General features: G+C 58.3%; 27 protein-coding genes. 25 read left to right on the top strand and 2 right to left on the bottom strand.

Going from position 1 to position 24,984, the window contains the following annotated elements:
• The first annotated feature begins 46 nt into the window (after window positions 1-46).
• On the top strand, window positions 47-1,777 hold the full coding sequence (locus tag JQM68_RS06850; RefSeq protein WP_235222254.1) for a glutamine--tRNA ligase/YqeY domain fusion protein: 1,731 nt from the start codon (window positions 47-49) through the stop codon (window positions 1,775-1,777).
• Between the two features lie 41 nt (window positions 1,778-1,818).
• Here JQM68_RS06850 and JQM68_RS06855 read toward each other — a convergent pair whose 3' ends face one another.
• A complete protein-coding gene (locus JQM68_RS06855; protein WP_235222255.1) occupies window positions 1,819-2,229 on the bottom strand; it encodes a PaaI family thioesterase in 411 nt (136 codons plus the stop codon).
• A 204-nt stretch (window positions 2,230-2,433) separates the two neighbouring features.
• Between JQM68_RS06855 and JQM68_RS06860 the strand changes: the two genes are divergently transcribed.
• Complete coding sequence (locus JQM68_RS06860; protein WP_235222256.1) at window positions 2,434-3,822, top strand: MATE family efflux transporter; 1,389 nt, start codon at window positions 2,434-2,436, stop codon at window positions 3,820-3,822.
• A gap of 36 nt (window positions 3,823-3,858) precedes the next feature.
• On the opposite strand, the gene sigG is transcribed toward JQM68_RS06860, so the two are convergent.
• Entirely contained in the window at window positions 3,859-4,629 is a 771-nt protein-coding gene (gene sigG / locus JQM68_RS06865) for an RNA polymerase sporulation sigma factor SigG (RefSeq protein WP_235222257.1), read from the bottom strand.
• 143 nt (window positions 4,630-4,772) lie between these two features.
• Between sigG and JQM68_RS06870 the strand changes: the two genes are divergently transcribed.
• The 23 genes from JQM68_RS06870 (at window position 4,773) to JQM68_RS06980 (ending at window position 24,973) form a co-directional block, all read left to right on the top strand.
• Window positions 4,773-5,057 carry a YlmC/YmxH family sporulation protein gene (locus JQM68_RS06870; RefSeq protein WP_235222258.1) on the top strand — a complete coding sequence of 95 codons (285 nt, stop codon included), beginning with the start codon at window positions 4,773-4,775 and terminating at the stop codon, window positions 5,055-5,057.
• A 207-nt stretch (window positions 5,058-5,264) separates the two neighbouring features.
• Window positions 5,265-6,005: a 30S ribosomal protein S2 gene (rpsB, locus tag JQM68_RS06875; RefSeq protein WP_235222259.1), complete on the top strand. Its 741-nt coding sequence runs from the start codon at window positions 5,265-5,267 to the stop codon at window positions 6,003-6,005.
• 53 nt (window positions 6,006-6,058) lie between these two features.
• Entirely contained in the window at window positions 6,059-6,979 is a 921-nt protein-coding gene (gene tsf, locus JQM68_RS06880) for a translation elongation factor Ts (protein ID WP_235222260.1), read from the top strand.
• Between the two features lie 142 nt (window positions 6,980-7,121).
• The gene (locus JQM68_RS06885) at window positions 7,122-7,781 is read left to right on the top strand and encodes a site-2 protease family protein (protein ID WP_235222261.1); all 660 of its coding nucleotides are present in this window, start codon (window positions 7,122-7,124) and stop codon (window positions 7,779-7,781) included.
• 10 nt (window positions 7,782-7,791) lie between these two features.
• Window positions 7,792-8,574 carry a segregation and condensation protein A gene (locus tag JQM68_RS06890; protein ID WP_235222262.1) on the top strand — a complete coding sequence of 261 codons (783 nt, stop codon included), beginning with the start codon at window positions 7,792-7,794 and terminating at the stop codon, window positions 8,572-8,574.
• Window positions 8,575-8,593: 19 nt separating this feature from the next.
• Window positions 8,594-9,247: an SMC-Scp complex subunit ScpB gene (gene scpB, locus JQM68_RS06895; RefSeq protein WP_235222263.1), complete on the top strand. Its 654-nt coding sequence runs from the start codon at window positions 8,594-8,596 to the stop codon at window positions 9,245-9,247.
• Between the two features lie 80 nt (window positions 9,248-9,327).
• Window positions 9,328-9,939: a DUF2953 domain-containing protein gene (locus tag JQM68_RS06900; protein WP_235222264.1), complete on the top strand. Its 612-nt coding sequence runs from the start codon at window positions 9,328-9,330 to the stop codon at window positions 9,937-9,939.
• Between the two features lie 16 nt (window positions 9,940-9,955).
• Entirely contained in the window at window positions 9,956-10,354 is a 399-nt protein-coding gene (gene ytfJ / locus JQM68_RS06905; protein ID WP_235222265.1) for a GerW family sporulation protein, read from the top strand.
• A gap of 72 nt (window positions 10,355-10,426) precedes the next feature.
• Window positions 10,427-11,503 carry a D-alanyl-D-alanine carboxypeptidase family protein gene (locus JQM68_RS06910; RefSeq protein ID WP_235222266.1) on the top strand — a complete coding sequence of 359 codons (1,077 nt, stop codon included), beginning with the start codon at window positions 10,427-10,429 and terminating at the stop codon, window positions 11,501-11,503.
• Window positions 11,504-11,506: 3 nt separating this feature from the next.
• The gene (locus tag JQM68_RS06915) at window positions 11,507-12,214 is read left to right on the top strand and encodes a pseudouridine synthase (RefSeq protein ID WP_235222267.1); all 708 of its coding nucleotides are present in this window, start codon (window positions 11,507-11,509) and stop codon (window positions 12,212-12,214) included.
• 190 nt (window positions 12,215-12,404) lie between these two features.
• On the top strand, window positions 12,405-13,271 hold the full coding sequence (locus JQM68_RS06920) for a MurR/RpiR family transcriptional regulator (protein ID WP_235222268.1): 867 nt from the start codon (window positions 12,405-12,407) through the stop codon (window positions 13,269-13,271).
• Entirely contained in the window at window positions 13,264-14,499 is a 1,236-nt protein-coding gene (locus JQM68_RS06925; RefSeq protein WP_235222269.1) for a BaiN/RdsA family NAD(P)/FAD-dependent oxidoreductase, read from the top strand. Before JQM68_RS06920 ends, JQM68_RS06925 begins: the two co-directional genes overlap by 8 nt.
• A gap of 14 nt (window positions 14,500-14,513) precedes the next feature.
• Window positions 14,514-15,191 carry a (d)CMP kinase gene (gene cmk, locus JQM68_RS06930; protein ID WP_235222270.1) on the top strand — a complete coding sequence of 226 codons (678 nt, stop codon included), beginning with the start codon at window positions 14,514-14,516 and terminating at the stop codon, window positions 15,189-15,191.
• Window positions 15,188-15,823 (top strand): lysophospholipid acyltransferase family protein, encoded by a 636-nt coding sequence (locus tag JQM68_RS06935; RefSeq protein WP_235222271.1) that lies wholly within the window; start codon window positions 15,188-15,190, stop codon window positions 15,821-15,823. The genes cmk and JQM68_RS06935 overlap by 4 nt, the downstream gene beginning before the upstream one ends.
• Window positions 15,820-17,787 (top strand): bifunctional 4-hydroxy-3-methylbut-2-enyl diphosphate reductase/30S ribosomal protein S1, encoded by a 1,968-nt coding sequence (locus JQM68_RS06940; protein WP_235222272.1) that lies wholly within the window; start codon window positions 15,820-15,822, stop codon window positions 17,785-17,787. Before JQM68_RS06935 ends, JQM68_RS06940 begins: the two co-directional genes overlap by 4 nt.
• Before the next feature lie 173 nt (window positions 17,788-17,960).
• Window positions 17,961-19,307, top strand: coding sequence for a butyryl-CoA:acetate CoA-transferase (locus tag JQM68_RS06945; RefSeq protein WP_235222273.1), 1,347 nt, complete (start codon window positions 17,961-17,963; stop codon window positions 19,305-19,307).
• Between the two features lie 197 nt (window positions 19,308-19,504).
• Entirely contained in the window at window positions 19,505-19,996 is a 492-nt protein-coding gene (locus JQM68_RS06950) for a CarD family transcriptional regulator (protein WP_235222274.1), read from the top strand.
• 23 nt (window positions 19,997-20,019) lie between these two features.
• Window positions 20,020-20,751, top strand: coding sequence for a 2-C-methyl-D-erythritol 4-phosphate cytidylyltransferase (ispD, locus tag JQM68_RS06955; RefSeq protein WP_235222275.1), 732 nt, complete (start codon window positions 20,020-20,022; stop codon window positions 20,749-20,751).
• The gene (ispF, locus tag JQM68_RS06960; RefSeq protein WP_235222276.1) at window positions 20,748-21,233 is read left to right on the top strand and encodes a 2-C-methyl-D-erythritol 2,4-cyclodiphosphate synthase; all 486 of its coding nucleotides are present in this window, start codon (window positions 20,748-20,750) and stop codon (window positions 21,231-21,233) included. The genes ispD and ispF overlap by 4 nt, the downstream gene beginning before the upstream one ends.
• A gap of 89 nt (window positions 21,234-21,322) precedes the next feature.
• Complete coding sequence (locus JQM68_RS06965; protein WP_235222277.1) at window positions 21,323-21,583, top strand: DUF3343 domain-containing protein; 261 nt, start codon at window positions 21,323-21,325, stop codon at window positions 21,581-21,583.
• Window positions 21,570-22,694, top strand: coding sequence for an aminotransferase class V-fold PLP-dependent enzyme (locus tag JQM68_RS06970; protein ID WP_235222278.1), 1,125 nt, complete (start codon window positions 21,570-21,572; stop codon window positions 22,692-22,694). The genes JQM68_RS06965 and JQM68_RS06970 overlap by 14 nt, the downstream gene beginning before the upstream one ends.
• Before the next feature lie 103 nt (window positions 22,695-22,797).
• Entirely contained in the window at window positions 22,798-23,682 is an 885-nt protein-coding gene (cdaA, locus tag JQM68_RS06975; RefSeq protein ID WP_235222279.1) for a diadenylate cyclase CdaA, read from the top strand.
• Window positions 23,683-23,686: 4 nt separating this feature from the next.
• Window positions 23,687-24,973, top strand: a complete 1,287-nt coding sequence (locus tag JQM68_RS06980) for a CdaR family protein (RefSeq protein WP_235222280.1) — start codon at window positions 23,687-23,689, stop codon at window positions 24,971-24,973.
• Window positions 24,974-24,984: the final 11 nt, after the last annotated feature.

The following is a 24,984-nucleotide window of genomic DNA, read 5'->3' on the forward strand; positions in this document are numbered from 1 at the left end:
CTGTATAATACAGTCCTATGCTGATAAACAGGAAGGACTGACAGCCATGGCTGACGAAATCAAGACTATGCAGGAGGAAGTACCCGAGAGCCGGAACTTCATCCATGCTTTTATCGAGGAGGACATCGCCCCCGGCGGACAGTTTGAGGGCATGACCGTTCACACCCGGTTTCCGCCGGAGCCTAACGGCTATCTGCACATCGGCCACTGCAAGGCCTTGACCATCGACTTCGGTACCGCCGAAAAGTTCGACGGCATCTGCAATCTGCGGTTCGACGACACCAACCCCGCCAAAGAGGACACGGAGTTTGTGGACGCCATCCAGGATGACATCCACTGGCTGGGCTTTGACTGGGACGACCGGATGTTCTACGGCTCCGATTATTTTGAGAAGACCTATGAACTGGCCGTTGGCCTCATTAAAAAGGGGCTGGCCTATGTCTGCGAGCTGTCTCCCGAGGAGTTCAAGGAGTACCGGGGCAGCATCGGCGTTCCCGGCAAGTCTCCCTGGCGGGACCGTCCCATCGAGGAGAGCCTGGACCTGTTCGAGCGGATGAAAAACGGCGAGTTCCCCGAGGGCAAGTACACTCTCCGGGCCAAGATTGACATGGCCTCCGGCAACTTCAATATGCGGGACCCTGTCATCTACCGCATCCGCTACATTGAGCATCACCGCCAGGGCACCAAGTGGTGCATCTTCCCCATGTACGACTTTGCCCATCCCATTCAGGACGCTCTGGAGGGCATCACCCACAGCCTTTGCTCCCTGGAATATGAGGCCCACCGGCCCCTGTACAACTGGGTCATCGAGCATGTCGACGTGCCCTGTCATCCCCGGCAGATCGAGTTCGCCCGCCTGGGTATCAACTACACCGTCATGAGCAAGCGGAAGCTCCGCCGTCTGGTGGAGGAGGGCCGCGTCTCCGGCTGGGACGACCCCCGGATGCCCACCCTCTGCGGCCTGCGCCGCCGGGGCTACACCGCCAAGTCCATCCGCAATTTCTGCGACCGCATCGGCGTGTCCAAGGCCGACTCCACCGTGGACTACGGCTTCCTGGAGCACTGCCTGCGGGAGGACCTGAACGAGACGGCGGAGCGTGTCATGGGCGTTCTGCGGCCCATCAAGCTGACCATCACCAACTATCCCGAGGGCAAGACCGAGACCGTCACCGTGGAGAACAATCCCCTGGACCCCGCCGCCGGCACCCGGGAGGTCAGCTTCTCCAGAAACCTGTATATCGAGGCCGACGACTTCCTGGAGACCCCGGTGCCCAAGTACAAGCGGCTGTTCCCGGGCGGCCCTGAGTGCCGTCTGAAGGGCGCCTACCTCATCACCTGCACCGGCTGTGTGAAGGACGAGAACGGAAATATTACCGAGGTCCTGTGCGAGTACGATCCCGACAGCCGCGGCGGTGACCCCGCCGATGGCCGGAAGGTGAAGGGCGCCACCATCCACTGGGTGGACGCCGCCACTGCCATTGACGCCGAGGTCCGCCTGTACGACTATCTGTTCACCGACCCCGATCCCGACGGTGCGGACAAGGATTTCATCGACTGCCTGAACCCGGATTCCCTGGAAGTTCTCCAGGGCTGCAAGGTGGAAGCTGGCCTGAAAGCCGCCGCTGAAAGCTATGAGCAGACGGAGAAGAAGGGCAGGACCGCCCCGTCCTTCCAGTTCATGCGCCTGGGCTATTTCTGCCTGGACAGCAAGGACTCCACGCCGGAGCACCTGGTGTTCAACCGCAGTGTGTCTCTGAAAGACAGCTTCAAGAAATAAAACAGCGCCGCCGCTTTTCATGTTGAAAAGCGGCGGTGTTTTTAAATATCAAGCTTTTCGGGGAGCTGGTAAAAAGTAAAAGTCCCTGTACCCAGCAGGGTCCCTTTCTGATTGGTGATACGCACATCAAAAACAGAGACCGTTTGCCCGTGCTTCACTTCCTTTGCCTCCGCGGTCAGAAGATCTCCCACATTGGCGCTGTGGAAGAAATTGTAATTGGCGTTCATGGTGACGGCCTTATATCCGTAAGAGGCCATGGCGGAGCCGCAGGCGGTATCCGCCATGGTAAAATAGACGCCCCCGTGGGGCACGCCCAAGGGGTTGACATCCTCCGGAGTGACGGCTTTCGTGACCCGGGCATAGCCTGGGCCGATTTCTTCCACCAGGACATTTTGCCGCTGGACATAGGGATTGTTGGTATTGCGGTATTCTGCCATTTTCTGATAATCCATGACAAACCTCTTCCTTGCTATATTTTTGAAATATCATACGCTTTTTCACCGCTTTCGTCAATTTTCTTCTGGCCGATTTGTGCAAAACTTCCTTTGCGGTTTTCGGGAAAAATGCTATAATCATGTATACAGCGTGTAGCGTAACTGCGTAAATCCGGTTGCGCGGCACGCTTTTTTTTGCGCTTTTTTGAAGGAGGAAACACTATGAACGAATCGGCCAACAGCTTTTTGGAACAGGAAAAACTGGGAAAGCTGATGGGGAAGTACGCCATCCCCTGCATCATTTCACTGCTGGTAGCGGCGCTTTACAACATTGTGGACCAGATCTTTATTGCCAACGCCGACTACCTCGGCTCCTACGGCAACGCCGCTAACACGGTGGTCTTTCCCCTGACCGTCGTGGCGCTGGCAATAGCGGTGATGATCGGCGACGGCTGCTGTGCCTATGTCAGCATCTGCCTGGGAAGCCGGAACCAGAAGCACGCGGGCAGAAGCGTGGGCAACGCTGTGGCGCTGTCTGTGGTATCGGGCCTGGTCCTGACGGCCATCTATCTGTTGTTCAGTGACGGCATCCTGACCGCGTTCGGCGGCCGCGTGAACGAGGAGACGTTTTACCATTCTCAGGAGTATTTCTTCTATATCACCCTGGGCCTGCCGTTCTATATGTTCGGTCAGGCTTTGAACCCCATCATCCGTTCCGACGGCAGCCCCCGGTTTGCCATGAGCTCCACGCTGGCCGGCGCACTGGTAAACATCATTCTGGACCCGGTGTTTATTTTCGTGTTCCGCTGGGGCATGATGGGCGCGGCGGTTGCCACTGTGCTAGGACAGGTTCTGACAGCGTTTCTGGCTATCTGGTATCTCTTCCATATGAAGGCGATCCATCTGGAGAAAGAGAGCTTCCGGCCGGACTGGACGGTGATCCGACACTTCATCCCCCTGGGCGTTTGCAGCTTCCTGTCCCAGATCTCCCTGGTGGCAGCTATGGCGGCCATCAACAACATGATCCGCAAATACGGCGCACTTGACCCCATTTTCGGCCAGGCGGAGTATGCCCAGATCCCTATGGCTGTGGTGGGCATTGTGATGAAGTTCTTCCAGATCGTCATTTCCATTGTGGTAGGCATGGCCGCGGGCTGTATTCCAATTGTTGGTTACAATATCGGCGCCGGCCGGAAAGACCGGGCCAGGACACTATTTCGCTACCTGTTGACGGCGGAGGCAGTGGTGGGCATCGCGGCGCTGCTGGCGGCGGAGCTATTGCCCGGACAGCTGATTCAAATTTTCGGCGCTTCCAACGAGAGCGTCTACTATACGCAGTTTGCTGTCAAGGCTTTCCGCGTCTACCTCTGCCTGCTGCCCTTTGCCTGCGTCAACAAGGCGACCTTCATCTACCTGCAGTCCCTGGGAGAGGCTCTGCTGTCCACGGTGCTGTCCATGGTGCGTGAGGTGGTGTTCGGCGTCGGTTTCGCCCTGCTGCTTCCGGTATTTCTGGGATTGGACGGCGTGCTGTGGTCCATGCCGGTGTCCGATGCGCTGACGTTTATCATCTCCACCGCCGCAATCATCCACACCTGCCGTAAATTACAGTAAAATGGAAAAGAGACCCGATTTGGGTCTCTTTTTTTCTCAAATATTCTTCTTGATCGTATTGATGGCGCCCTTTTCCAGCCGGGAGACCTGGGCCTGGGAAATTCCAACTTCGGCGGAGACCTCCATCTGGGTCTTTCCCTCGTAGAACCGCAGGGACAGGATGCGCCGTTCCCGCTCGTCCAGCCGGGCAAGGGCGTCCTTCAGAGCGATACGGTCCGTCCACAGCTCGTCGGTGTTCCGGGTGTCGCTGACCTGATCCATGACGCAGATGGCGTCGCCGCTGTCAGAATACACCGGCTCATACAGGGAGACCGGGTCCACGATGGCGTCCATGGCGAAAACCACTTCCTCCCGGGGAAGGCTCAGCTCCCTGGCGATCTGTTCCACAGTCGGCTCCCGCTGGCTTTCCGCAATAAGCCGGTCCCTGGCCTGAAGGACGCGGTAGGCCGTATCCCGCATGCTCCGGGATACCCGGATGGAGCTGTTGTCCCGCAGGTAGCGCCGGATCTCTCCGATGATCATAGGCACGCCGTAGGTGGAAAATTTCACCGGCTGGGTGATGTCAAAATTGTCAATGGCCTTGATGAGCCCCACGCAGCCCACCTGGAACAGGTCATCCGCGTTTTCGCCCCGTCCGGCGAACCGCTGGATGACGGACAGTACCAGCCGCAGGTTTCCCTCGATGAGCTGGCGGCGGGCCTCCTGGTCGCCCTCCTTTGTCCGCCGCAGCAGTTCCATGGTCTCATCATTTTTCAAAACCTTCAGCTTCGCCGTGTTGACTCCCGCGATCTCGACTTTTCCCTGCATCGAAAACCGCCCCCTGCCTCTTGTAAACTTCTGTGAGCAGTATTGCCAGAGCCGATTTTTCCTATACTGGGAGCTTTTGTCACATTCTGGGCACATAGGACAGACGCCCCGCCGCATAAGCTTTCCACAAGGAGGGATGCGCGATGCAGTGCAGGATCAGAGACTTGCGGTGTAAAGAGGTCATCAACATCTGCGATGGCTGCCGGCTGGGTTTTGTGGGGGATGTGGATGTCAAGGTGCCGGAGGGTCAGGTGGTGGCTATCGTGGTCTTTGGCCCCTGCCGCTTTTTCGGGCTGTTCGGCAGGGGAGAGGAGTTTTACATCCCCTGGGACTGCATCCAGCGCATCGGGGATGACATCATCCTCATCGACAAGCCCTTCCAGCGGCGGGACCCGAATCTGGAGCGGAGGCGCCGCCGGAAATTCTGAGCGGTGAAAACCGGGAAAAACCTCTGTATTTTCAGATATTTCTTGGAAAAAATACTTGCATTGACCATACAGCTGTGATATTATATTTCAGCATTCCGCACGGTGCGTCGACTTTCTGTTCGTGCCCGGGTCCCCAAAACCTAGGTCAGCAGAGGGGATGAAGCCGCCGGAGGTAAAAACGAAATTGATTTGGAGGAACAAACAAACATGGCAAATTCTAACGTCGTATCCATGAAAGCCCTGCTGGAGGCAGGCGTCCACTTCGGTCACCAGACCCGCCGCTGGAACCCCAAGATGGCCCCCTATATCTACACTGAGCGCAACGGCATCTATATCGTGGACCTGCAGAAGACCGTCCGCAAGCTGGAGGAGGCTTACAACTTCGTCCGTCAGCTGAGCGAGAGCGGCCAGTCCCTGCTGTTCGTCGGCACCAAGAAGCAGGCTCAGGAGGCCATCCGTGAGGAAGCTACCCGCTGCGGCCAGTACTATGTCAACGCCCGTTGGCTGGGCGGCATGATGACCAACTTCAAGACCATGCGTACCCGTGTGGACCGTCTGAACCAGCTGAAGGCCATGCAGGAGGACGGCACCTTCGATATGCTGCCCAAGAAGGAAGTCATGAAGCACCTGGGCGAGATCGAGAAGCTGGAGAAGTATCTGGGCGGCGTGAAGGAAATGAAGAAGCTGCCCGGCGCCCTGTTCATCGTGGATACCCGCAAGGAGCGCAACGCCATCGCCGAGGCCCACAAGCTGGGCATCCCCGTGGTCGCTATCGCCGATACCAACTGCGATCCCGACGAAATCGACTATGTCATCCCCGGCAACGACGATGCCATCCGCGCCATCAAGCTGATCTCTTCTATCATGGCCAACGCCGTGCTGGAGGGCAAGCAGGGCGAGCAGACCGCCGAGGCCGCCGAGGAGAAGGCTGCTGAGGACGCTGAGTAATCAGGACGTTTCAAGCGCGGCGCGCTTGTATCAAGATATTGGAGGAAAATAAAATGGCTTTTACCGCAGCTGATGTGAAGAACCTGCGCGAAATGACCGGCGTGGGTATGATGGATTGCAAGAAGGCTCTGACCGCCTCCGACGGCGACATGGATAAGGCCGTCGAGTGGCTGCGCGAGAAGGGCATGGCCGCTTCCGCCAAGAAGGCCGGCCGTATCGCCGCCGAGGGCATGGCTTACGCTACCGTCGTGGACGGCGTGGGCGTCGTGGTCGAGGTCAACGCCGAGACCGACTTCGTGGGCAAGAACGAGAAGTTCGTGAACTTTGTCAAGGGCGTGGCCGCCACCGTGGCCAAGGAGAACCCCGCCAACCTGGAGGCCCTGATGTCCTGCAAGTATGTTGACACTGACCTGACCGTGGAGCAGCAGCAGCAGGAGATGGTCCTCGTCATCGGCGAGAACATCAAGGTCCGCCGTTTCGCCCGCTTCGCTGACGGCGTGTCCGTTTCCTATGTTCACGCCGGCGGCAAGATCGGCGTGCTGGTGAACCTGGAGACCGACCTGCCCGCCGAGAAGGTGGAGGAAGTCGGCAAGGACGTGGCTATGCAGATCGCCGCTCTGAATCCCCGCTTCTGGGATAAGGCTCAGGTCACTGAGGACGTCCTGGCCGAGGAGAAGAAGATCATGATGGTCCAGATGGCCAACGATCCCAAGATGGCCAACAAGCCCGAGCAGGTCCGCGAGAAGATCGTCATGGGCAAGCTGAACAAGTTCTATGCCGAGAACTGCCTGCTGCAGCAGGAGTTCGTGAAGGACAACTCCATGTCCATTGAGAAGTATATCGCCTCCGCCGCCAAGGCGCTGGGCGGCACCATCACCTTCAAGGACGCCGTGCGTTTCGAGAAGGGCGAGGGCATTGAGAAGAAGCAGGAGAACTTCGCCGAGGAGATCGCCTCCATGGTGAAGAAGGCTTAATCTTTCCAACATTGAAAGGGCGGACGCGTATGCGTCCGCCTTTTTTGCTTCCGTAAGCAAAATACGGGATTTTCCTTGTATTTAGTGGCGTGAACTGGTATAATACTCCTATATTTTGGGCTATTATGAGTTGGAGCGCGCTATGCTGCATTATCTTCAGGAATTATTTCGGGCGTTGGACATGGTTTCCCTGCTGGACGCCGTCCTCCGTGTGGCGGCTGTCTTGCTGTGTCTGACCGTTCATGAGACCTGCCATGGACTGGCGGCCTATGCACTGGGCGACCCCACCGCCAAATCCATGCACCGGCTGTCCCTGAATCCGCTGCACCATATCGACTGGTTCGGCCTGTTTATGATGTTCGCGGCAGGATTTGGCTGGGCAAAGCCGGTGCCGGTGGACCCCCGGTATTTCAAGAAACCGAAGGAGGGCATGGCCCTGACAGCACTGGCTGGGCCGGTCTCCAATTTTCTGCTGGCGCTGCTCCTCATGTTCATCAGTAAAATGATTTACCTTTACGCCCCTTATTCCGCGGCGCTGGATGTGCTTTTTACCTTCTGCCTTTACACAGCGGCGCCTTTGTCTATCGGTCTGGGGCTGTTCAATCTCATTCCCATCCCGCCGCTGGATGGCTCCAAGGTTATTGCGGTGCTGCTGCCGGACCAGACGTATGTGAAGCTGATGCGGTATGAGCGGTACGGGATGCTGCTGCTCTTGGCGCTGTCCCTCCTGGGGATTTCCGGCGGTTTTATCAGCGGCGCCATTATGCGGGTGTATGAGGTATTTTTCAACTTGATCTATTGAGGTGGGCTTTTTGGAAAACCCTGTATTTAAATTGGAAAAAGTGGTCCGCTCCCGGACGGAGGAGATGCAGGACTTTGAAGGGCCTCTGGACCTGATCCTGTTTTTGCTGAGCAAGAACAAGATGGAGATCCAGGACATCTCTATTTCCCTGATCTGCGACCAGTATCTTCTGTGGCTGGAGCAGCGGCAGAAGATGGATCTGGAGGTGGCCAGCGAATTCGTCACCATGGCCTCCCATCTGGTGTATATCAAGACCAGGATGCTGCTGTCCATCGAGGATGAAGAGGCCCAGAGCGAGATGGACGCCCTGATCCAATCCCTGGAGGAGCGGCGCCGGAACGAGAATTATATCCGCGTCAAGACCCTGGCTGCCAAGCTGGGTCCCATGGGGGAGTTTGGCCGCAATATCATCACCCGGAACCCGGAGCCGGTGAAGCGGGGCAAAATCTACGAATACGATCAGGAGCGGGCGGATCTGGTGCTTGCCATGGCGGAGATCCAGAACCGGGCGGAACGCGCCCTGCCGCCGCCCAAGGCCGCTTTTCAGGATATTGTTCAGCACGAGCCCTATCCTGTGGAGAGCAAGGCCCGGGAAATTATTCGACAGCTCAAGGAACACGGCATCACCCGGTTTCGACTGCTGTTCCGGAACAATCGGAGCCGCAGCGAGATCGTGGCGACATTTCTGGCAGTGCTGGAGCTCTGCCGGGCCCGTGTGCTGCGGCTGGCTGGTTCTGAGACGGACTGCACCGTCCGTCAGGAAGGCGAGCTGCCGGACAATCTGATGCTGTAATTCACAGAAGGAGACTGCCATGGAAAGCATGGAGATGAAAGAAATCGAATCCGCTATTGAGGGCATCCTGTTCGCGTCCGGGGAGCCTGTGCACGTGGAGCGCATCTGCGTGGCGCTGGACATGGACCGCCCCACCGTGGAGCAGGTGCTTCAAAAGCTGATGGACTACTACGCCTATGAGCGCCGGGGTATCCGCCTGCTGCACATTGAGGATAGCTGGCAGCTTTGCTCCGCACCGGATTACGCGGATGTCATCCGCAAGGCTTTTGAGATTCGCAAGCCCGCCAAGCTGAGCCAGCCGGCGTTGGAAGTGCTGACGATCATCGCCTATTACCAGCCCACCACCCGGGCTTATGTGGACCAGATCCGGGGCGTGGACAGCTCTTATACGATTGGGCTTCTTTTGGACCGAAAGCTGATCGAGGAATGCGGCCGGCTCCAGGTGCCCGGCCGGCCCCGGCTGTACCGCACCACCAAGCAGTTCCTGCGGGCCTTCCATTTGACCAGCCTGGAGGACTTGCCGGAAATGCCGGACCTGGGCGGGGAGGGACAGATGCGCCTGAATGAGGACGGCCAGATTGTAGACCCCGCTGAGGAGGCGGAGATCACCGGCGCCGATACGCCGGAGGAGGCCGCTTTCCCGGAATCCGGTACCGAAGCGCCAGAAGAATAAACATTCATAACAGCTTTGGCGGGAGGTGAGATGCATTGACAGTCGTATTGTGGATACTGGGCATTTTGCTGGCGCTGCTTGTGCTGCTGTGCCTGACCCGGGTGGGTGTCTATGCGGTATTCGGCGATGCGCTTGCGCTGGATGCCAAGATCGGCCCCTTCCGCATCCATATCCTGCCCGGCAAGAAACAGGATAAAAAGAGGGAAAAACGGGCAAAAAAACCGAAAGAAGCAGAAAAATCGGAGGAAAAAGCAGAAAAAAAGCCGTGTTTTCCCAAGCCTTCCATGGCGGATATCCGGGAGGCGGTATCCGTTCTCTGGCCGCCGCTGAAGCGGGCGCTGAACCGCACCAGACGGGGAGTGCGCATCCACCCGATGGACTTGTGCGTGACCCTGGGCGGCCAAGAGGACCCGGCTGCCGCCGCGCAGCTGTATGGGGAAGCTCACGCCGGTGTCTGGGCGGTCATGCCTGTGCTGGAGCGGCTGCTGGTCATTCCTGAGCCCCATATCCATATAGGGATCGATTTCAATGCATCTGAGACGAAAGTTGAGGGAGAGCTTGGCGTTACGGCCAGAGTCGGCACGCTGCTGGCAGTAGGCGCCACCGTCGCATTCCCGGCACTGAAATGGTTCCTTCGTTATCGGAAAAAACAAAAAAAGCAGCCGCCGGAGCCAAAAGCGGCAACAGCTTGAGAAAGGATGGTCATAGATGGAAAACAAGATGGAGAACAAGAACCCACTGAGCGATATGATGCGCACCACGATGGAAAAGGTGCGGGAGATGGTGGATACCAACACCATTGTCGGCCAGCCCATCACTACCCCGGACGGCGTGACCCTGATCCCCATTTCCAAGGTCAGCTTCGGCTTTGGCAGCGGCGGCGGAGATTATGGCAAAGCCCCGAAGGAGAACTTCGGCGGCGGCGCGGGCGCCGGCGTCAAGATCGACCCTGTGGCGTTCCTGGTCATCAAGGATGGAACTACCCGCGTCCTGCCGGTAGCCGTGCCTCCCGCGTCCACCGTGGACCGCATCGTGGACATGGCGCCGGATATCATGGATAAAGTGGAAAAATTTTTCGACAAGAAAGAAGCAAAAGAAACGCTCTGAGAGGGGTATACTACCATCACTGTGAACAAATGAGGTGATGGCGGTATGCACCGGCGTATTCCGGCATTTTTTATGGCAGCATGGCTGCTGTTCAGTATATTCCCTTGTCAGGCAAAAGCAGTGGGGACCTCTGCCGCCTCCGCGATCCTGATGGATGCGGACAGCGGCCGGGTGCTGTATGAGCAGAACGCCGACGCCCGGATGCTGATTGCAAGCACCACGAAGATCCTGACCGCGCTGGTGGCCATCCGGGAGGGAAATCTGTCGGATGTGGTCACGGTCAAGCGGGAGGCCACGCTGACGGAGGGATCCTCCATGTACCTGAAAGAGGGGGAACAGCTGACCCTGGAGGCGCTGCTCTACGGGCTGATGCTTTGCTCCGGAAACGACGCTGCAGTGGCCATTGCGGACCATGTGGGCGGCAGTCAGAAGTGCTTTGTAAAACTGATGAATGAAACGGCCCGGGAGTTGGGAATGGAGGATTCCTCCTTTGCAAATCCCAATGGCCTTGACGCGGAGGACCACTATTCCACCGCACGGGACATGGCGAAGCTGGCCTGTGCCGCGGTGAAGAACGAAACACTGCTCCGCATCGCCTCCACCCAGAGCGTTACCATCGGCGGACGTACCATGACGAACCACAACAAGCTGCTGCGGTATGTGGACGGCTGCCTGGGCCTCAAGACCGGATATACCCGGGCCGCTGGCCGGACGCTGGTAAGCTGCTGTGAGCGAAACGGACAGCGGTTGGTGGCGGTGACGCTCCAGGACGGCAACGACTGGGCGGACCATGAGGCGCTGTATAACTACGGCTTTTCCACCTATCCCGCTCACAGGGCGGCAATTCTGGGCAAAACGCTGTACCAGGCGCCTGTGAAGGACGGGCTTCGGGATACCGTATCCCTGGCGGCGGCTGAGAGCTTTTCCTGGCCGCTGGCGGAGGGGGAACAGCTGGAGATGCGTGTGGAACTGGATACGCCTCTGACAGCTCCTGTGATGGCCGGCAGCAGGGCCGGAGAAGCCGTATTTACCCTGGATGGCAGGGAAGTGGGCCGGGTGGAGCTGCTGTGCGGCGAATCCGTCCCGCCGAAGCTGGAGTCCGCCATGGCAACACTGAAACGAGGGTTTTCCTTTTCCGATGAGGATTGACAGATGGAAGAACGACTGCAAAAATTGCTTTCCGCCGCCGGGGTATGCTCCCGCCGGGCGGCGGAGGCTTACATCGCGGCTGGCCGGGTCACGGTCAACGGCATTCCGGCGGAGCTGGGTCGGCGGGCCGACCCGGAAAAAGATGACATCCGGCTGGACGGCAAGCCCATTTCCGGCCCAGCGGAGCCGGTGTATCTCCTGCTGAACAAGCCACGGGGATATGTCACCACGCTTTCCGATGAAGAAGGCCGGAAAACAGTGGCGGACCTTGTGCGGGACTGCGGCGCGCGGGTGTATCCCGTGGGCCGTCTGGACCTGGATTCCGAGGGACTGCTGCTGATGACCAACGATGGAGCGCTGATGCAGCGGCTCATCCATCCCAGCGGTGAGATAGATAAGACGTATCAAGTTTCCGTCTATGGCCCCGTGCAGGGCTGCGCGGCGCGGCTGGCGTCCTTGACGGATCTGGAAGGGGAGTCGATCCGCCCGGCCCGGGTGGAAGTCCTGCGGCAGGGCAGGGAGACGGCGGAGCTTTCCATGACCATCCATGAGGGCAAAAACCGCCAGATCCGGCGGATGTGCGCTGCCTGCGGCCTGACGGTGAAACGCCTGCGGCGGGTGAAAGAGCACACGTTGGAACTGGGCGATCTGCCGGTAGGAGCATGGCGTTATCTGATGCCGGAGGAAGTAAAAGCCCTGCAGGAAGGATAAACAACCGCGGACTGCGGCTGCTTATCCTTCTTTTTGCAAGAGGCAGAAAAAAACTCGCAAAAAACATTTTCTTTTCCTTGCTTGTGTGCTATACTGAAAAGCGTTGAAAATCAGACAATGGTCTGATTTTTATAATGTCGGAGGCAAACAAACAGCCTCCAGATGATAGACAGACACGGAGGGAAAGACCGTGGCAAAGAGTATTTTACATACGATAGAGAGCAGTATGAGCGGGTTTTCCAAGGGTCAGAAACGGATCGCCGGCTATATTTTGGAGAATTACGATAAAGCCGCTTTTATGACCGCCAGCAAGCTGGGCAAACTGGTAGGTGTCAGCGAATCCACCGTGGTGCGGTTTGCTTCGGAGCTGGGCTACGACGGCTATCCCAGTATGCAGCGGGCCTTGCAGGAGATGATCCGCAGCCGCCTGACCTCCACGCAGCGCATCCAGGCGGCAGGCGACCTTTTTGATCGCCAGGACCTGCTGGGCGCCGTTTTGCAGTCCGATATCGACAAGCTGCGGGAGATCGTGGCCGAGGCGGACCGGACGGAGTTTGACAATGTGGTGGAGCGTATCATGGGAGCCCGCCATATCTATATTCTCGGTGTCCGATCTTCTTCCTTTGTGGCCGGATATTTGAATTTTTACATGCACCTGCTGTGCGAGAATGTGACGCTGGTGCAGTCCAACGCGGCGGGAGAGATCTTCGAGCAGCTCTTCCGCATCGGGCCGGAGGATGTGATGCTTGCCATCAGCTTTCCCCGGTACTCCAAGGTGACTATGAATACGGTAAAATTCGCCCAGGACCGTGGTGCCAGCATCATTGCCATCACCGACAATGAACTGTCTCCGGTCTACCAGATGTCTGATGCGGCGCTGCTGGCGCCCTGTGAGATGATCTCCTTTGTGGATTCCATGGTGGCGCCCCTGTCCCTCATTAACGCGCTGCTGGTGGCACTGGCACACCGCATGGGAACAGATGTGGCCACCACCTTCGCGGAGCTGGAGGACATTTGGAACGAATACGGCGTATTCGGAAAGATGGATGATGAGTAAAGAGATCGTAGTGGTCGGCGGCGGCGCCGCCGGCATGATGGCCGCCATCTCCGCGGCGGAGAAGGGCGCCCACGTGACCCTGCTGGAGCCCAATGAACGGCTGGGTAAAAAATTGAACATCACCGGAAAGGGTCGTTGCAACGTTACTAACGACGCGGGGCTGGAGGAACTGCTGGCGAACACGCCGAAAAACGGCAAATTCCTATACAGCGTCTTTTCCCGCTTTGATGGCCGGGATACCAAAGCGTTTTTCGAAAGCCTGGGCGTTCCGCTGAAAACGGAGCGGGGGAACCGGGTGTTCCCGGTGTCCGACCGGGCTTTTGACATCAGCGGCGCCCTGGAGCGGCGTCTGAAAGCTTTGAAGGTCGTTCTGCGCCGGGACCGGGCGGTATCTCTGGACATCCGGGACGGTATGGTTTGCGGTGTGACTGGCGAAAAGGGAAGTTATCCGGCGGAGGCTGTCATTCTGGCAACCGGAGGCGTCAGCTATCCCGCCACCGGCTCCACTGGGGAGGGACACCGCATGGCGGCGGAGGCCGGGCATACGGTGACGCCGCTGCAGGGTTCACTGGTACCGCTTCGGGAGCAGGGGAATAACTGTGCCCGGATGCAGGGACTGAGCCTGCGGAACGTGAGCCTGACGGTATTTGAGAACGGCAAAAAAATCTACACGGATTTCGGCGAAATGCTGTTCACCCATTTCGGCGTCAGCGGTCCTCTGATTTTGTCCGCTTCCGCCCACATGCGGCGTTTCGAGAAAAAGGCGTACCGCATCGAGATCGACCTGAAGCCTGCGCTGGACGAGCAGCAGCTCGACAAGCGGCTTCTGTCCGATTTTGCAAAATATGCCAACAGCGACTTCTGCAATGCCCTGGATGATCTGCTGCCGCAGAAGCTGATCCCGGTCATCGTGGAGTTATCTGAAATCCCGCCTCACCAGAAGGTCCATGACCTGACCAAGGAACAGCGGCGGGGACTTCTTCAGTTGCTGAAGCATTTTTCCGTTGCTATCGCCGGGCCCTGCCCGGTGACGGACGCCATTGTGACCTCCGGCGGCGTCAAGGTGGGGGAAATTGATCCTAAGACCATGGAATCAAAGCTTGTAAAGGGGTTATACTTCGCAGGTGAGTTGATCGATGTGGACGCATATACCGGCGGCTTCAACCTTCAGATCGCCTGGGCCACAGGCCGTGCCGCCGGCTTCGCTGCGGCGGAGAATGAGACATGACAGGAGAGACGACTATGCAGACCATCAACATTGCCATTGACGGACCCTCCGGCGCCGGAAAGAGCACCCTGGCCCGGAGTATTGCCGCAAAACTTGGCTATTTATATGTGGATACCGGCGCCATTTACCGCACCATCGGTTATCATGCCCTCACCGCCGGCATCGACCCCAAGGACGAGGCGGCGGTGGCCGCGGCCCTGCCCGGCCTCCGGGTGGAGCTGACTTATGGGGAGGACGGCTTGCAGCATATGTTCCTGAACGGACAGGATGTCACAAAGGAGATCCGGCTGCCGGAGGTATCCATGTACGCCTCCGCCGTGTCCGCCCATCCGGCGGTACGGGCGTATCTGCTGGAGATGCAGCGGGAACTGGCCCGCACCAATAATGTCATCATGGATGGCCGGGACATCGGCACGGTAGTCCTGCCGGATGCTCAGGTGAAAGTGTTTTTGACGGCTTCCCCGGAAGCCCGTGCCCGGCGGCGGATGCTGGAGCTGGAGCAGCGGGGCATCCCCCAGCCTTTTGAGCAGATCCTGACGGATATTCAGGAGCGGGACTGGAATGACTCCCACCGGGCCGCGGCGCCTCTGCGCCAGGCGGAGGACGCCGTTTTGCTGGACACCACGGAGCTTACCTTCCAGGAGAGCGAAGCGGCCTTGCTGCATATCATTCGGGAGAGGACGGAAGCATGAAACCGACAAATGGATTTTTCGTTTTTGTATATTACGTGCTGGGATTTATCCTGCGGATCATCCATCCCACCACGGTAGAAGGCCTAGAGAAGCTGCCGAAAAGCGGCGTGCTGCTGTGTCCCAACCACTCCAGCAACTGGGACCCGGTGCTGCTGGGCACCCGGCTGCCTGTGAATTACCGGCTCCACGCCATGGCAAAGGAGGAGCTGTTCAAAAATCCCATCCTGGGGTGGATCATCCGGAAACTGGGCGCGTTCCCCGTCAGCCGGGGCAACAACGACATCCAGGCCGTCAAGACCGCCATTCAGGTCCTCAAAGCCGGAGACAATCTGCTGATCTTTCCGGAGGGAACTGTGGTCCGCAACGGCGTGGGCTACATAGACGGCCTGCCGGCCCACGCCAAGAGCGGCGCGGCTATGATCGGCGTCCGCACCGGCGCAAAGCTGGTCCCGGTATTTATGGACGGAGAGAAAAAGCTGTTCCACCGGACCCGCATCATTTTCGGCGACCCCTATGAGCCCCATTACACGGGACGCCACGGTACGGCGGATGAGATGCAGAAGATCGCGGATGACCTTCTGGAGCAGGCCTATGCCCTGGGCGGCCAGGCCGTGGGAGGGAAGCCCCTGTGAGCGGAAAAGTACTTCTGGCGGAGAGCGCCGGCTTTTGCTACGGCGTCCAGCGGGCGGTGGAGCTGGCGGAAAAGACCGCCGCGGAACAGGGAAGCTGCTGGATGCTGGGCGATCTGATCCACAATGCCCATGTGGTGGCGGAGCTGGTGGAGCGCGGTGTTCACAAAACGGCGGACAGCGCTTCTCTGGGGGCGGGGGATACCGTCATCATCCGTTCCCACGGAGAACTGAAAAGCGTTTTGGACGAGCTGGAGCGCCGGGGAGCCCGGTGTGTCAACGCCACCTGCCCCAATGTGGTGCGCATCCAGCGCCTGGTATCCCAGGCGGAGCAGGAGGGACGGCAGCCGCTCATCATCGGGGAGCCGCACCACCCGGAGGTGATGGGCGTGGCCAGCTGGTGTGCCCATCCGCTGGTTTTTGACGGGCCGGACTCCGTAAAATTGTGGCTGTCGGAAAATTCTGAAAACCGTGAAACCCCTCTGACAGTAGTGGCTCAGACCACCTGTATTCGTGAACTTTTTGAAACTTCTTGGAAAATCCTAAAAAAAGAGTGTACAAACGTAAAAATTTTTGATACAATATGCAATGCTACGCATAAGCGGCAAACGGAAGCGGCGTTCATCGCCGGCCAAGTGGACGTGATGGTCGTGGTAGGGGACCGGAAGAGTGCCAACACAAAGCACCTGACGGAGATCTGCATGAAGGAGTGTCCCCGCGTGCTCCAGGTGGAGAGCGCGGACGAGCTGCCCCATGGGATCTTTACCGGATGCTCTGCGGCGGGACTGACAGCCGGCGCCTCCACACCTGCGGGCATTATTAAGGAGGTATATGCAACGATGAGCGAAGAAATCAAAGCGGCCGAGGGCAAAGAGGAGTCCTTCGAGGAATTACTGAATCAGTCTTTCAAAACTTTAAATACAGGAGAGAAGGTAACCGGCATCGTCACGGCCATCACCCCGACTGAGGTCCAGGTGGATGTGGGCGCCAAGCAGGCCGCTTACATCAAGCTGAGCGAGCTGAGCGACGACCCCACCGCAAAGCCCGAGGACATCGTCAAGGTCGGCGATGAGATCGAGACCTATATTGTCCGCGTCAACGACGTGGAGGGTTATGCCGAGCTGAGCAAGAAGCGCCTGGACGCTGTCAAGGTCTGGGAGAACATCGAGACCGCCGTGGAAGAAAAGACCGTCATGGAGGGTACCGTCACCGAAGAGAACAAGGGCGGCATCGTCGTTTCCGTGAAGGGCGTCCGCGTGTTCGTGCCCGCTTCCCAGAGCGGCCAGCCCCGCGGCGCTGACCTGTCCGCCATGAAGGGCCAGAAGGTGCAGCTGCGCATCACCGAGGTCAACCGTGCCCGCCGCCGCGTGGTGGGCTCCATCCGCTCCGTCTCTGACGAGGCCCGCAAGGCCGCTCAGGAGGCCGTGTGGGGTTCTATCGAGGTGGGCAAGCACTACACCGGCACCGTGAAGTCCATGACCAGCTACGGCGTGTTCGTGGACATCGGCGGTGTGGACGGCATGGTACATATCTCCGAGCTGTCCTGGAGCCGCATCAAGACCCCCTCTGAGGTCTGCAAGGTCGGCGACACCCTGGATGTGTATGTCATCTCCTTCGACCCCGAGAAGCACAAGATCTCCCTGGGCGTCAAGGATCACAGCGTTGATCCCTGGACCGTGTTCATGAACAAGTACAGCGTGGGCGATGTTGCCTCTGTCCGCATTGTCAAGCTGATGACCTTCGGCGCCTTTGCCGAGGTCGTGCCCGGCGTGGACGGCCTGATCCACATTTCCCAGATCGCTGACCGCCGCATCGAGAAGCCCGAGGATGTCCTGTCCGAGGGCCAGATCGTGGACGCCAAGATCACCGCTGTGGACGAGGAGAAGAAGAAGATCTCCCTGTCTATCCGCGCGCTGCTGGCTCCCACTGTTGAGGAGGCCGCTGAGGAGGCTCCCGTCGAGGAGTAATTTTGTCCGAAAAGAGGCAGACCAGTTCCGGTCTGCCTCTTTATTTGAAAAAACTTGTGATTTTTTTCACGTTTTCATTGCATTGTCTGTTTGTATCTGTTATAATCTTGACAATGCGATGTATGACTATATGCAATCTCATCATACAACAAATCAGACAGGGAGGAAGAAACATGAGTTATCTGGAAGAATACCAGCAGAAGCTGACTACGGCTGAAGAGGCTGTCAAGGTCGTTCAGTCCGGCGACTGGCTGGATTATGGCTGGAGCATCTGCTCCGCAAATGCTTTGGACAAGGCACTGGCAAAGCGTATGGAGGATCTGACGGACGTCAAGATCCGCGGCGGTATTCTGACCCGCCGTCCCGCTATTTTTGATGTGCCGAATGCCGCCAATCATTTTTCCTGGAACTCCTGGCATATGTCCGGCATTGAGCGTAAAGCCATTAAGGACGGGTTTGCTTTCTACATTCCCCTGCGTTACTCTGAGCTGCCCGGCTATTACCGTAACTGCATCAAGTCTCTGGATGTCGCCATGTTCCAGGTGGCACCCATGGACGAGCACGGCTATTTCAACTTCGGCCCCGGCGGTTCTCATCTGAAGGCTGTCTGTGACTGCGCCAAGACCGTGATCGTTGAGGTCAACAAGAATATGCCTGTCTGCCTGGGCGGTTTCGAGAACTGTGTCCATATCAGCGAAGTGAATATGATCGTGGAGGGTGAGAACCCGCCCATGGAGACGCTGGGCGGCTCCGGTGAGCCCTCTGATGTGGATATGGCCATTGCGAACCTGGTGGTTCCCGAGATCCCTGACGGCGCCTGCCTGCAGCTCGGCATCGGCTCCGTGCCCAACGCAATCGGCAAGATGATCGCCAAGTCCGATTTGAAGGACCTGGGCGTTCACACCGAGATGTACGTAGATGCTTTCGTCGACATGGCCGAGGCCGGCAAGCTGACCGGCGTCTGCAAGCCCTTCGACAAGGGCCGTCAGGTCTACGCCTTTGCCGCCGGCTCCCAGAAGCTGTACGACTATATCAACAACAACCCCGCCTGCATGGCTGCCCCTGTCAGCTATGTCAACGATATTGCGCGGGTGTCCCAGATCGACAACTTCATCTCCATTAACGGCGCGGTGGATATCGACTTGTTCGGCCAGGTGTCCTCCGAATCCTCCGGCACCCACCATATCTCCGGCGCCGGCGGCCAGCAGGACTTCGTCATGGGCGCCTATCTGTCCAAGGGCGGCAAGAGCTTCATCTGCTGCTCCTCCACCGTGAAGGACAAAAAGACCGGCCAGCTCCAGTCCCGTATCCGTCCCACGCTGATTGAAGGTTCCATTGCTACCTGCACCCGTACCAACCTCCACTGGCTGGTGACGGAGTACGGCAAATTCAACGCCAAGGGCAAGTCCACCTGGGAGCGTGCCGAGGGCCTCATCAATATTGCCCATCCCCAGTTCCGTGATGAACTGATCGCTGAGGCGGAAAAAATGCATATTTGGCGTCGTTCTAACAAGAAGTAAAGATATGTGATATGATAAAACAGCGGGCGTTCTGATGAACACCCGCTGTTTTTTTCGAAAATCGTTGCAATTATTTGCAAAAATGCTTGTAAAAGCAGGAAAATATCGGTATAATATATTTTAAATAGCGATACTTTGCAAAGAGCGGCCAAAGCGGATACCAAAATCAAGGCGAACGGACGAGAAAGGATAATGCCATGTTCAGCATTGGGGATCTGGTCGTGCATCCGATGCACGGCGCCGGTGTGATCGACGATATTGTCCAGGAGCGGGTTGCAGGCACCACAAAGGAATATTATGTGTTCAAGATGCCTATGGGCGGCTTGATTCTGAAGATTCCCACGGAGAACAGCCAGGCCATCGGTATCCGCAAGGTGATCTCCGCGGCGGAGGCAAACGCGCTGCTGAGTGAGATCCCGTCGATCAGCGTTGAACACAATGCGAACTGGAACAAGCGTTACCAGGAAAATTTGGTGCGCCTGAAAAGCGGAGACCTCCGCGAAGTGGCCCAGGTGGTCAAGGGACTGATGCGCCGTGACATGGTCCGGGGACTTTCCACCGGAGAGCGGAAGATGCTGCACAGCGCCAAGCAGATCATGCTTTCAGAGCTGGTCCTGGTTCTACAAAGTGATTATCCATCCATGGAAGGGCGGCTGGACCGCGCGATGATGCAGAAAGCCGCGAATTGACGTACCCTGAGAGGAATTATGATATGCTGCCATTTTTGAAAAAAATGCGGGAGAGCAGAAGACCTTTCTGCACCGCTTTGGTGGCCGCCGCCGGCAGTTCCAGCCGGATGGGCGGCGTCAATAAGCTGCTGGAGCCCTTGGACGGTATCCCGGTCCTGGTCCGCACGCTGACGTCTCTGCAATCGTCCCAGCGGGTGGATGAGATCGTGGTCGCCACCCGGGAGGAGGATCTGGTGGAGATCTCCCAGCTCTGCCGTACATATGGGATCAGCAAGTGCACAAAGGTCATCCGCGGCGGGGACAGCCGTGTTCATTCCGTCCTGCTGGCCGCACTGGAGGCATCGCCGGAGGCGTCGCTGCTGGCGGTGCAGGACGGTGCCCGGCCGCTGGCCACGCCGGAGCTTATCGACCGGGTCATTGCAGCCGCCAGGCGCTGCGGCGCGGCGGCTCCCGCCGTGCCGGTAAAGGATACCGTGAAGGTGGTGCGGGACGGTGGTGCTGTGGCGCAGACGCTGGTGCGGGAAAGCCTGCGGGCGGTCCAAACGCCCCAGGTATTTGAAGCCGATCTGCTGAAAGCTGCCCTCCAGTCCGCCGTGGACAAGGGAACAGCCGTTACCGACGATTGCAGCGCGGTAGAGCAGCTGGGCAAGGTCGTGTTTCTGGTGGAAGGCGATGAAGCCAACATCAAGATCACGACGCCCATCGACCTCACCCTGGCAGAGGCCATTTTGCAGGCAAGGGAGAACGGGATATGACAAGTCTGCGTATCGGACACGGTTATGACGTCCACCGTCTGGTGGAGGGACGGAAGCTGATCCTGGGTGGTGTGGACATCCCCTGGGAGAAAGGTCTGCTGGGCCATTCCGACGCGGACGTGCTCGTCCACGCGGTCATGGACGCGCTGACCGGCGCCGCCCGGCTGGGAGACATCGGCAAGCTGTTCCCGGACACCGACCCGGCTTATGCGGGCATTTCCAGTCTGAAGCTGCTGGCGGAAGTCGGCCGGCTGCTGGGGGAGAAAGGCTTTGCGGTGGTGAATATTGACGCCACGCTGCTGGCTCAGGCGCCGAAGGTGGGGCCGTATAAGCAGCAGATGGCGGAGAATATCGCCGCCGCCCTGGGTATCAGTCCGGAGCAGGTAAATGTGAAGGCCACCACGGAGGAGGGCCTGGGCTTTACAGGGGACGGCTCCGGTATGGCGGCTCACGCCGTGGTACTTTTGGAGATCACACGATAAGAGACTGCCAAGGGACGCGCCATGCGGCGCGTCCCTTTTCGCACCTTTTCCGATTCTGTCCGTAGACTGGATAGAAAGGAGGAGTGTCTATGGACTACTACTTGATCCTGGCCCGTTCCGTGACCTACGCCCAGCGTATGCAGTGGGCACTGGAAAGGGTGGGCCTCCGCTGCCAGATCTATCGGGCGCCCCGGGAACTGACGGACCTGGGCTGTGCCTATGCCGTACAGCTGGCGGCGGCGGACCTCAAAACAGCTTTGATCGCGCTTCACAGGGAAGCCTTGGACCCTGTTCAAATATTTCTCAATCAGCGGGGAATCTTCCGGGAGGTCGGCCATGATCTACTTTGACAGCGCGGCCACCACCTTCCAGAAGCCGCCCGCTGTGGCGTCGGCCATGCAGGAGGCGCTGAAAACCATGAGTTCTCCGGGGCGGGGCGGCTATCCAGCCGCCATGCGGGCGGCGGAGACGGCGTTCCAGTGCCGGAGCGAACTGGCGGAACTGTTCGGCGTCGGAAATCCCGAACGGGTGGTTTTTACGTCCAACGCCACCCACGGGCTGAATATTGCCATTCAGAGCCTGGTGCCGCCGGGCGGACGGGTAGTGGTCTCCGGCTATGAGCACAACGCCGTGACTCGGCCGCTGGAGGCGCTGAAAGCGGATGTCGTTACAGCGGAGGCGCCGCTGTTTGACCAGCAGGCGGTCATTGCCGCCTTTGACCGTTTTGTCGGTCCCGGGGTGGATGCTGTAGTCTGCAACCATATCTCCAATGTCTTTGGCTTTATCCTGCCAATTGAGAAGATCGCGGCCATCTGCCAGGAACGGGGCGTTCCCATGATCATCGACGCCTCCCAGTCCGCCGGGGTACTGCGGCTGGAGATGGACCGGCTGGGAGCTGCTTTCATTGCCATGCCGGGACATAAGGGGCTGTACGGCCCCCAGGGAACGGGCGTGCTGCTGTGCGGAGAGAATGTGCCGGTAAAGCCTCTGATGCAGGGCGGCACCGGGAGCCTTTCCATGCAGCAGGAGATGCCTGATTTCCTGCCGGACCGACTGGAGGCCGGCACTCACAACGTACCCGGCATCGCAGGCCTTCTGGCTGGCGTACGGTTTGTCCGGCAGCGGGGGATGACGGACATTCTTGACCGGGAGCGGCGGCTGACGCTGCTGGCCGTGGAAGGGCTTCGGGCCATCCCCGGCGTCAAAGTCTTTGCCATGCCGGGACTGCGGGCGCAGGCCGGCGTGCTGTCTTTTGTCCCGGAGCACAAGGACGTGGAGGAAATCGGCGGCGGCTTGGCGGAAAGCGGGATCGCCGTCCGGTCAGGTATCCATTGCGCACCCTTCGCCCATAGAAGCGCCGGGACGCTGGATACGGGTACCGTGCGCCTGAGTTTTTCTGATTTCAATACCAGGGAGGAAGTCTACCGCCTTTTATCCGTGCTTCCGGGACTTCTGCGCTGATTTTTCTGAACAGTCCGTGAATTTTCCCCGGATTCGCCTTGCAATCTACTGGCATATTTTATATAATTAATGTATTCATGGCCTGAAAGGGATGAGGACAAAAATGGATGGAAGTTTCACCGAACTGCTTGCCGATATCGGCCGGTATGTGCTGTCGATTCAGGTCACGGACTATCTGGACATCGCTATCATGGCTTTTGTGCTCTACAAGGTACTGACATGGGTACAGAGCACCAAGGCCGCCAGCCTGCTGAAGGGACTGTTCGTATTTTTGGCGGCACTCATGCTGTCCTCCGTATTCAAGCTCCACGGCATCAACTATTTGCTGAGCCGCATGGTGGACCTGGGCGTGCTGGCGCTGATCGTCCTTTTCCAGCCGGAGATCCGCCGGCTGTTGGAGCAGATGGGCAGCCGCCGCTTTATGGCGTTCTTCACCCATGCGGAATCCACTAATGTCATGGAACAGATGATTGGCCAGACAGTTTTGGCCTGCACGGAGATGTCCCAGTCCCGTACCGGCGCCCTGATCGTGTTTGAGCGGGAGATCCTGCTGGATGATATGGTACGAAGCGGCACGGTGCTGGATGCCGCCGTCTCCAGCGAGCTGCTGAAAAACATTTTCTTTGTGAAAGCGCCCATGCACGACGGCGCCGTCATCGTGCGCCACGGCCGGGTGCTGGGCGCCGGCTGTATGCTGCCGCTGAGCAAGAACGTGAACCTTTCAAGAGACTTGGGGATGCGGCACCGGGCCGGCATCGGTATGAGTGAAAACTCCGACGCGGTGGTGGTCATCGTCTCCGAGGAGACCGGTTCGATCTCTGTGGCCATTGGCGGAATGCTGAAGCGCCACTTGAAGCCGGAAACGCTGGAAAACCTTCTGCGGAACGAACTGCTTCCGCAGGATGCGGATGAATCGGACAAGCAGAAGTTCAGCCTGATGAATCTGCTTCGCACCAAAAAGGACGGAGGTGCGGACGATGGGGAATAAGAAGATGAACAGACGGAAAGCCTTCTATATCCTGGTGGCAATTCTGGTCTCCGCCGCGATCTGGTTTTATGTGGATGAATTCGGCAACAACGGCAGCGCCCGGCTGGTGGAACAAAAGGTGACGGACATCCCGATCGAATATACTTCGGAGGATACCCTGACCGACCGGGGACTGATGCTGCTCAAGGATGGGACGAGCCAGACCATCGATTTGACTTTCAGGGGTGCCCGCCGTCTTGTTACGCATCTGGACCGCAGCAAGATCCGGGTGACGGTGGACCTGTCTGCCGTATCCAGAGCGGGCGTTCAGGGCGTTGGCACGTCGGTTTCCATATCGGACCGGAAATTTTTGCTGAACAATAACGTCACCATCACAGACCGCAGCTTTTATAACGCCACTGTAAACGTCAGCGAATTGAACAGCAATACCGTGGAGGTCCGCTGCGAGGTAACAGGCAATGTGGCGGACGGCTATTCCGCCGGCGAGGTTACGCTGTCCCAGAATAGCCTGGAAATTCGGGGCCTTGCTAAGGATATTGACCCGGTGGCCTACGCAAAGGTCACGCTGGATATTGGCAAGAACGCGGTGGAATCCGTGTCGCAGAGCCTGCCTATTCAGTTCTATGACCGCTATAACCGCCTGATCGAAAGTGAGGACATCTATCCCACCGTGGAGGCTATTCAGGCCACGCTGCCGGTGTTCGTCACCAAGGAGCTGGCGCTGGTCATCGATTTTAAGGAAGCTGCCGGTGCCCGGGTGAGCAATCTGGACTATACCATCAGCCCATCCACCATCACCGTCTCCGGTGATGCCGGAAAGCTGAAAAATGTCAACTCTATCGTTCTGGGTGAGTTTGACCTGCTGAATCTGCTGGACGAGGGTGCTTCCACCAACACCTATCCCATTATCATCCCTGATGGCTGCCAGAATCTCAGCGGCGTCACCCGCGCTATGATGCAGATCAAGTTCAAGGATATTGCCAGTGCCGAGGTGACAGCGACGCAGATGGAATACGCGGCACTGCCCGAGGGCAAGGAAGCGGAGGTTCTGACGGAAGAGTTGCCGGTGACGGTGTTCGGCACCACGGAGGAAGTGGCGGCCATCACCAGTGAAAACCTGATCGTGACCGCTGACCTGACGGATTATACCGCTGCTTCCGGCACTTATACAGTCCCTGCCACTATATCGGTGAAGGGAACCGGAGATATTGGTATCCTGGGCAAATATCAGGTCCAGGTGACGATCCGCGAAGTCACGGCGGAGGAAGAGGAACCGCCGCTTGAGGAATAACACAGGAGAGA

It is taken from the genome of Oscillibacter valericigenes, assembly GCF_021531435.1.
Classification (GTDB): domain Bacteria; phylum Bacillota; class Clostridia; order Oscillospirales; family Oscillospiraceae; genus Oscillibacter; species Oscillibacter valericigenes_B.

Bases quoted from the DNA above. Each gene is read 5' to 3' on its own strand.
- JQM68_RS06850 (WP_235222254.1), top strand. From the start codon at position 47: ATGGCTGACGAAATCAAGACTATGCAGGAGGAAGTACCCGAGAGCCGG.
- JQM68_RS06855 (WP_235222255.1), bottom strand. From the start codon at position 2,229: ATGGATTATCAGAAAATGGCAGAATACCGCAATACCAACAATCCCTAT.
- JQM68_RS06860 (WP_235222256.1), top strand. From the start codon at position 2,434: ATGAACGAATCGGCCAACAGCTTTTTGGAACAGGAAAAACTGGGAAAG.
- sigG (WP_235222257.1), bottom strand. From the start codon at position 4,629: ATGCAGGGAAAAGTCGAGATCGCGGGAGTCAACACGGCGAAGCTGAAG.
- JQM68_RS06870 (WP_235222258.1), top strand. From the start codon at position 4,773: ATGCAGTGCAGGATCAGAGACTTGCGGTGTAAAGAGGTCATCAACATC.
- rpsB (WP_235222259.1), top strand. From the start codon at position 5,265: ATGGCAAATTCTAACGTCGTATCCATGAAAGCCCTGCTGGAGGCAGGC.
- tsf (WP_235222260.1), top strand. From the start codon at position 6,059: ATGGCTTTTACCGCAGCTGATGTGAAGAACCTGCGCGAAATGACCGGC.
- JQM68_RS06885 (WP_235222261.1), top strand. From the start codon at position 7,122: ATGCTGCATTATCTTCAGGAATTATTTCGGGCGTTGGACATGGTTTCC.
- scpB (WP_235222263.1), top strand. From the start codon at position 8,594: ATGGAAAGCATGGAGATGAAAGAAATCGAATCCGCTATTGAGGGCATC.
- ytfJ (WP_235222265.1), top strand. From the start codon at position 9,956: ATGGAAAACAAGATGGAGAACAAGAACCCACTGAGCGATATGATGCGC.
- JQM68_RS06910 (WP_235222266.1), top strand. From the start codon at position 10,427: ATGGCAGCATGGCTGCTGTTCAGTATATTCCCTTGTCAGGCAAAAGCA.
- JQM68_RS06915 (WP_235222267.1), top strand. From the start codon at position 11,507: ATGGAAGAACGACTGCAAAAATTGCTTTCCGCCGCCGGGGTATGCTCC.
- JQM68_RS06925 (WP_235222269.1), top strand. From the start codon at position 13,264: ATGAGTAAAGAGATCGTAGTGGTCGGCGGCGGCGCCGCCGGCATGATG.
- cmk (WP_235222270.1), top strand. From the start codon at position 14,514: ATGCAGACCATCAACATTGCCATTGACGGACCCTCCGGCGCCGGAAAG.
- JQM68_RS06935 (WP_235222271.1), top strand. From the start codon at position 15,188: ATGAAACCGACAAATGGATTTTTCGTTTTTGTATATTACGTGCTGGGA.
- JQM68_RS06945 (WP_235222273.1), top strand. From the start codon at position 17,961: ATGAGTTATCTGGAAGAATACCAGCAGAAGCTGACTACGGCTGAAGAG.
- JQM68_RS06950 (WP_235222274.1), top strand. From the start codon at position 19,505: ATGTTCAGCATTGGGGATCTGGTCGTGCATCCGATGCACGGCGCCGGT.
- ispD (WP_235222275.1), top strand. From the start codon at position 20,020: ATGCTGCCATTTTTGAAAAAAATGCGGGAGAGCAGAAGACCTTTCTGC.
- ispF (WP_235222276.1), top strand. From the start codon at position 20,748: ATGACAAGTCTGCGTATCGGACACGGTTATGACGTCCACCGTCTGGTG.
- JQM68_RS06965 (WP_235222277.1), top strand. From the start codon at position 21,323: ATGGACTACTACTTGATCCTGGCCCGTTCCGTGACCTACGCCCAGCGT.
- JQM68_RS06970 (WP_235222278.1), top strand. From the start codon at position 21,570: ATGATCTACTTTGACAGCGCGGCCACCACCTTCCAGAAGCCGCCCGCT.
- cdaA (WP_235222279.1), top strand. From the start codon at position 22,798: ATGGATGGAAGTTTCACCGAACTGCTTGCCGATATCGGCCGGTATGTG.
- JQM68_RS06980 (WP_235222280.1), top strand. From the start codon at position 23,687: ATGAACAGACGGAAAGCCTTCTATATCCTGGTGGCAATTCTGGTCTCC.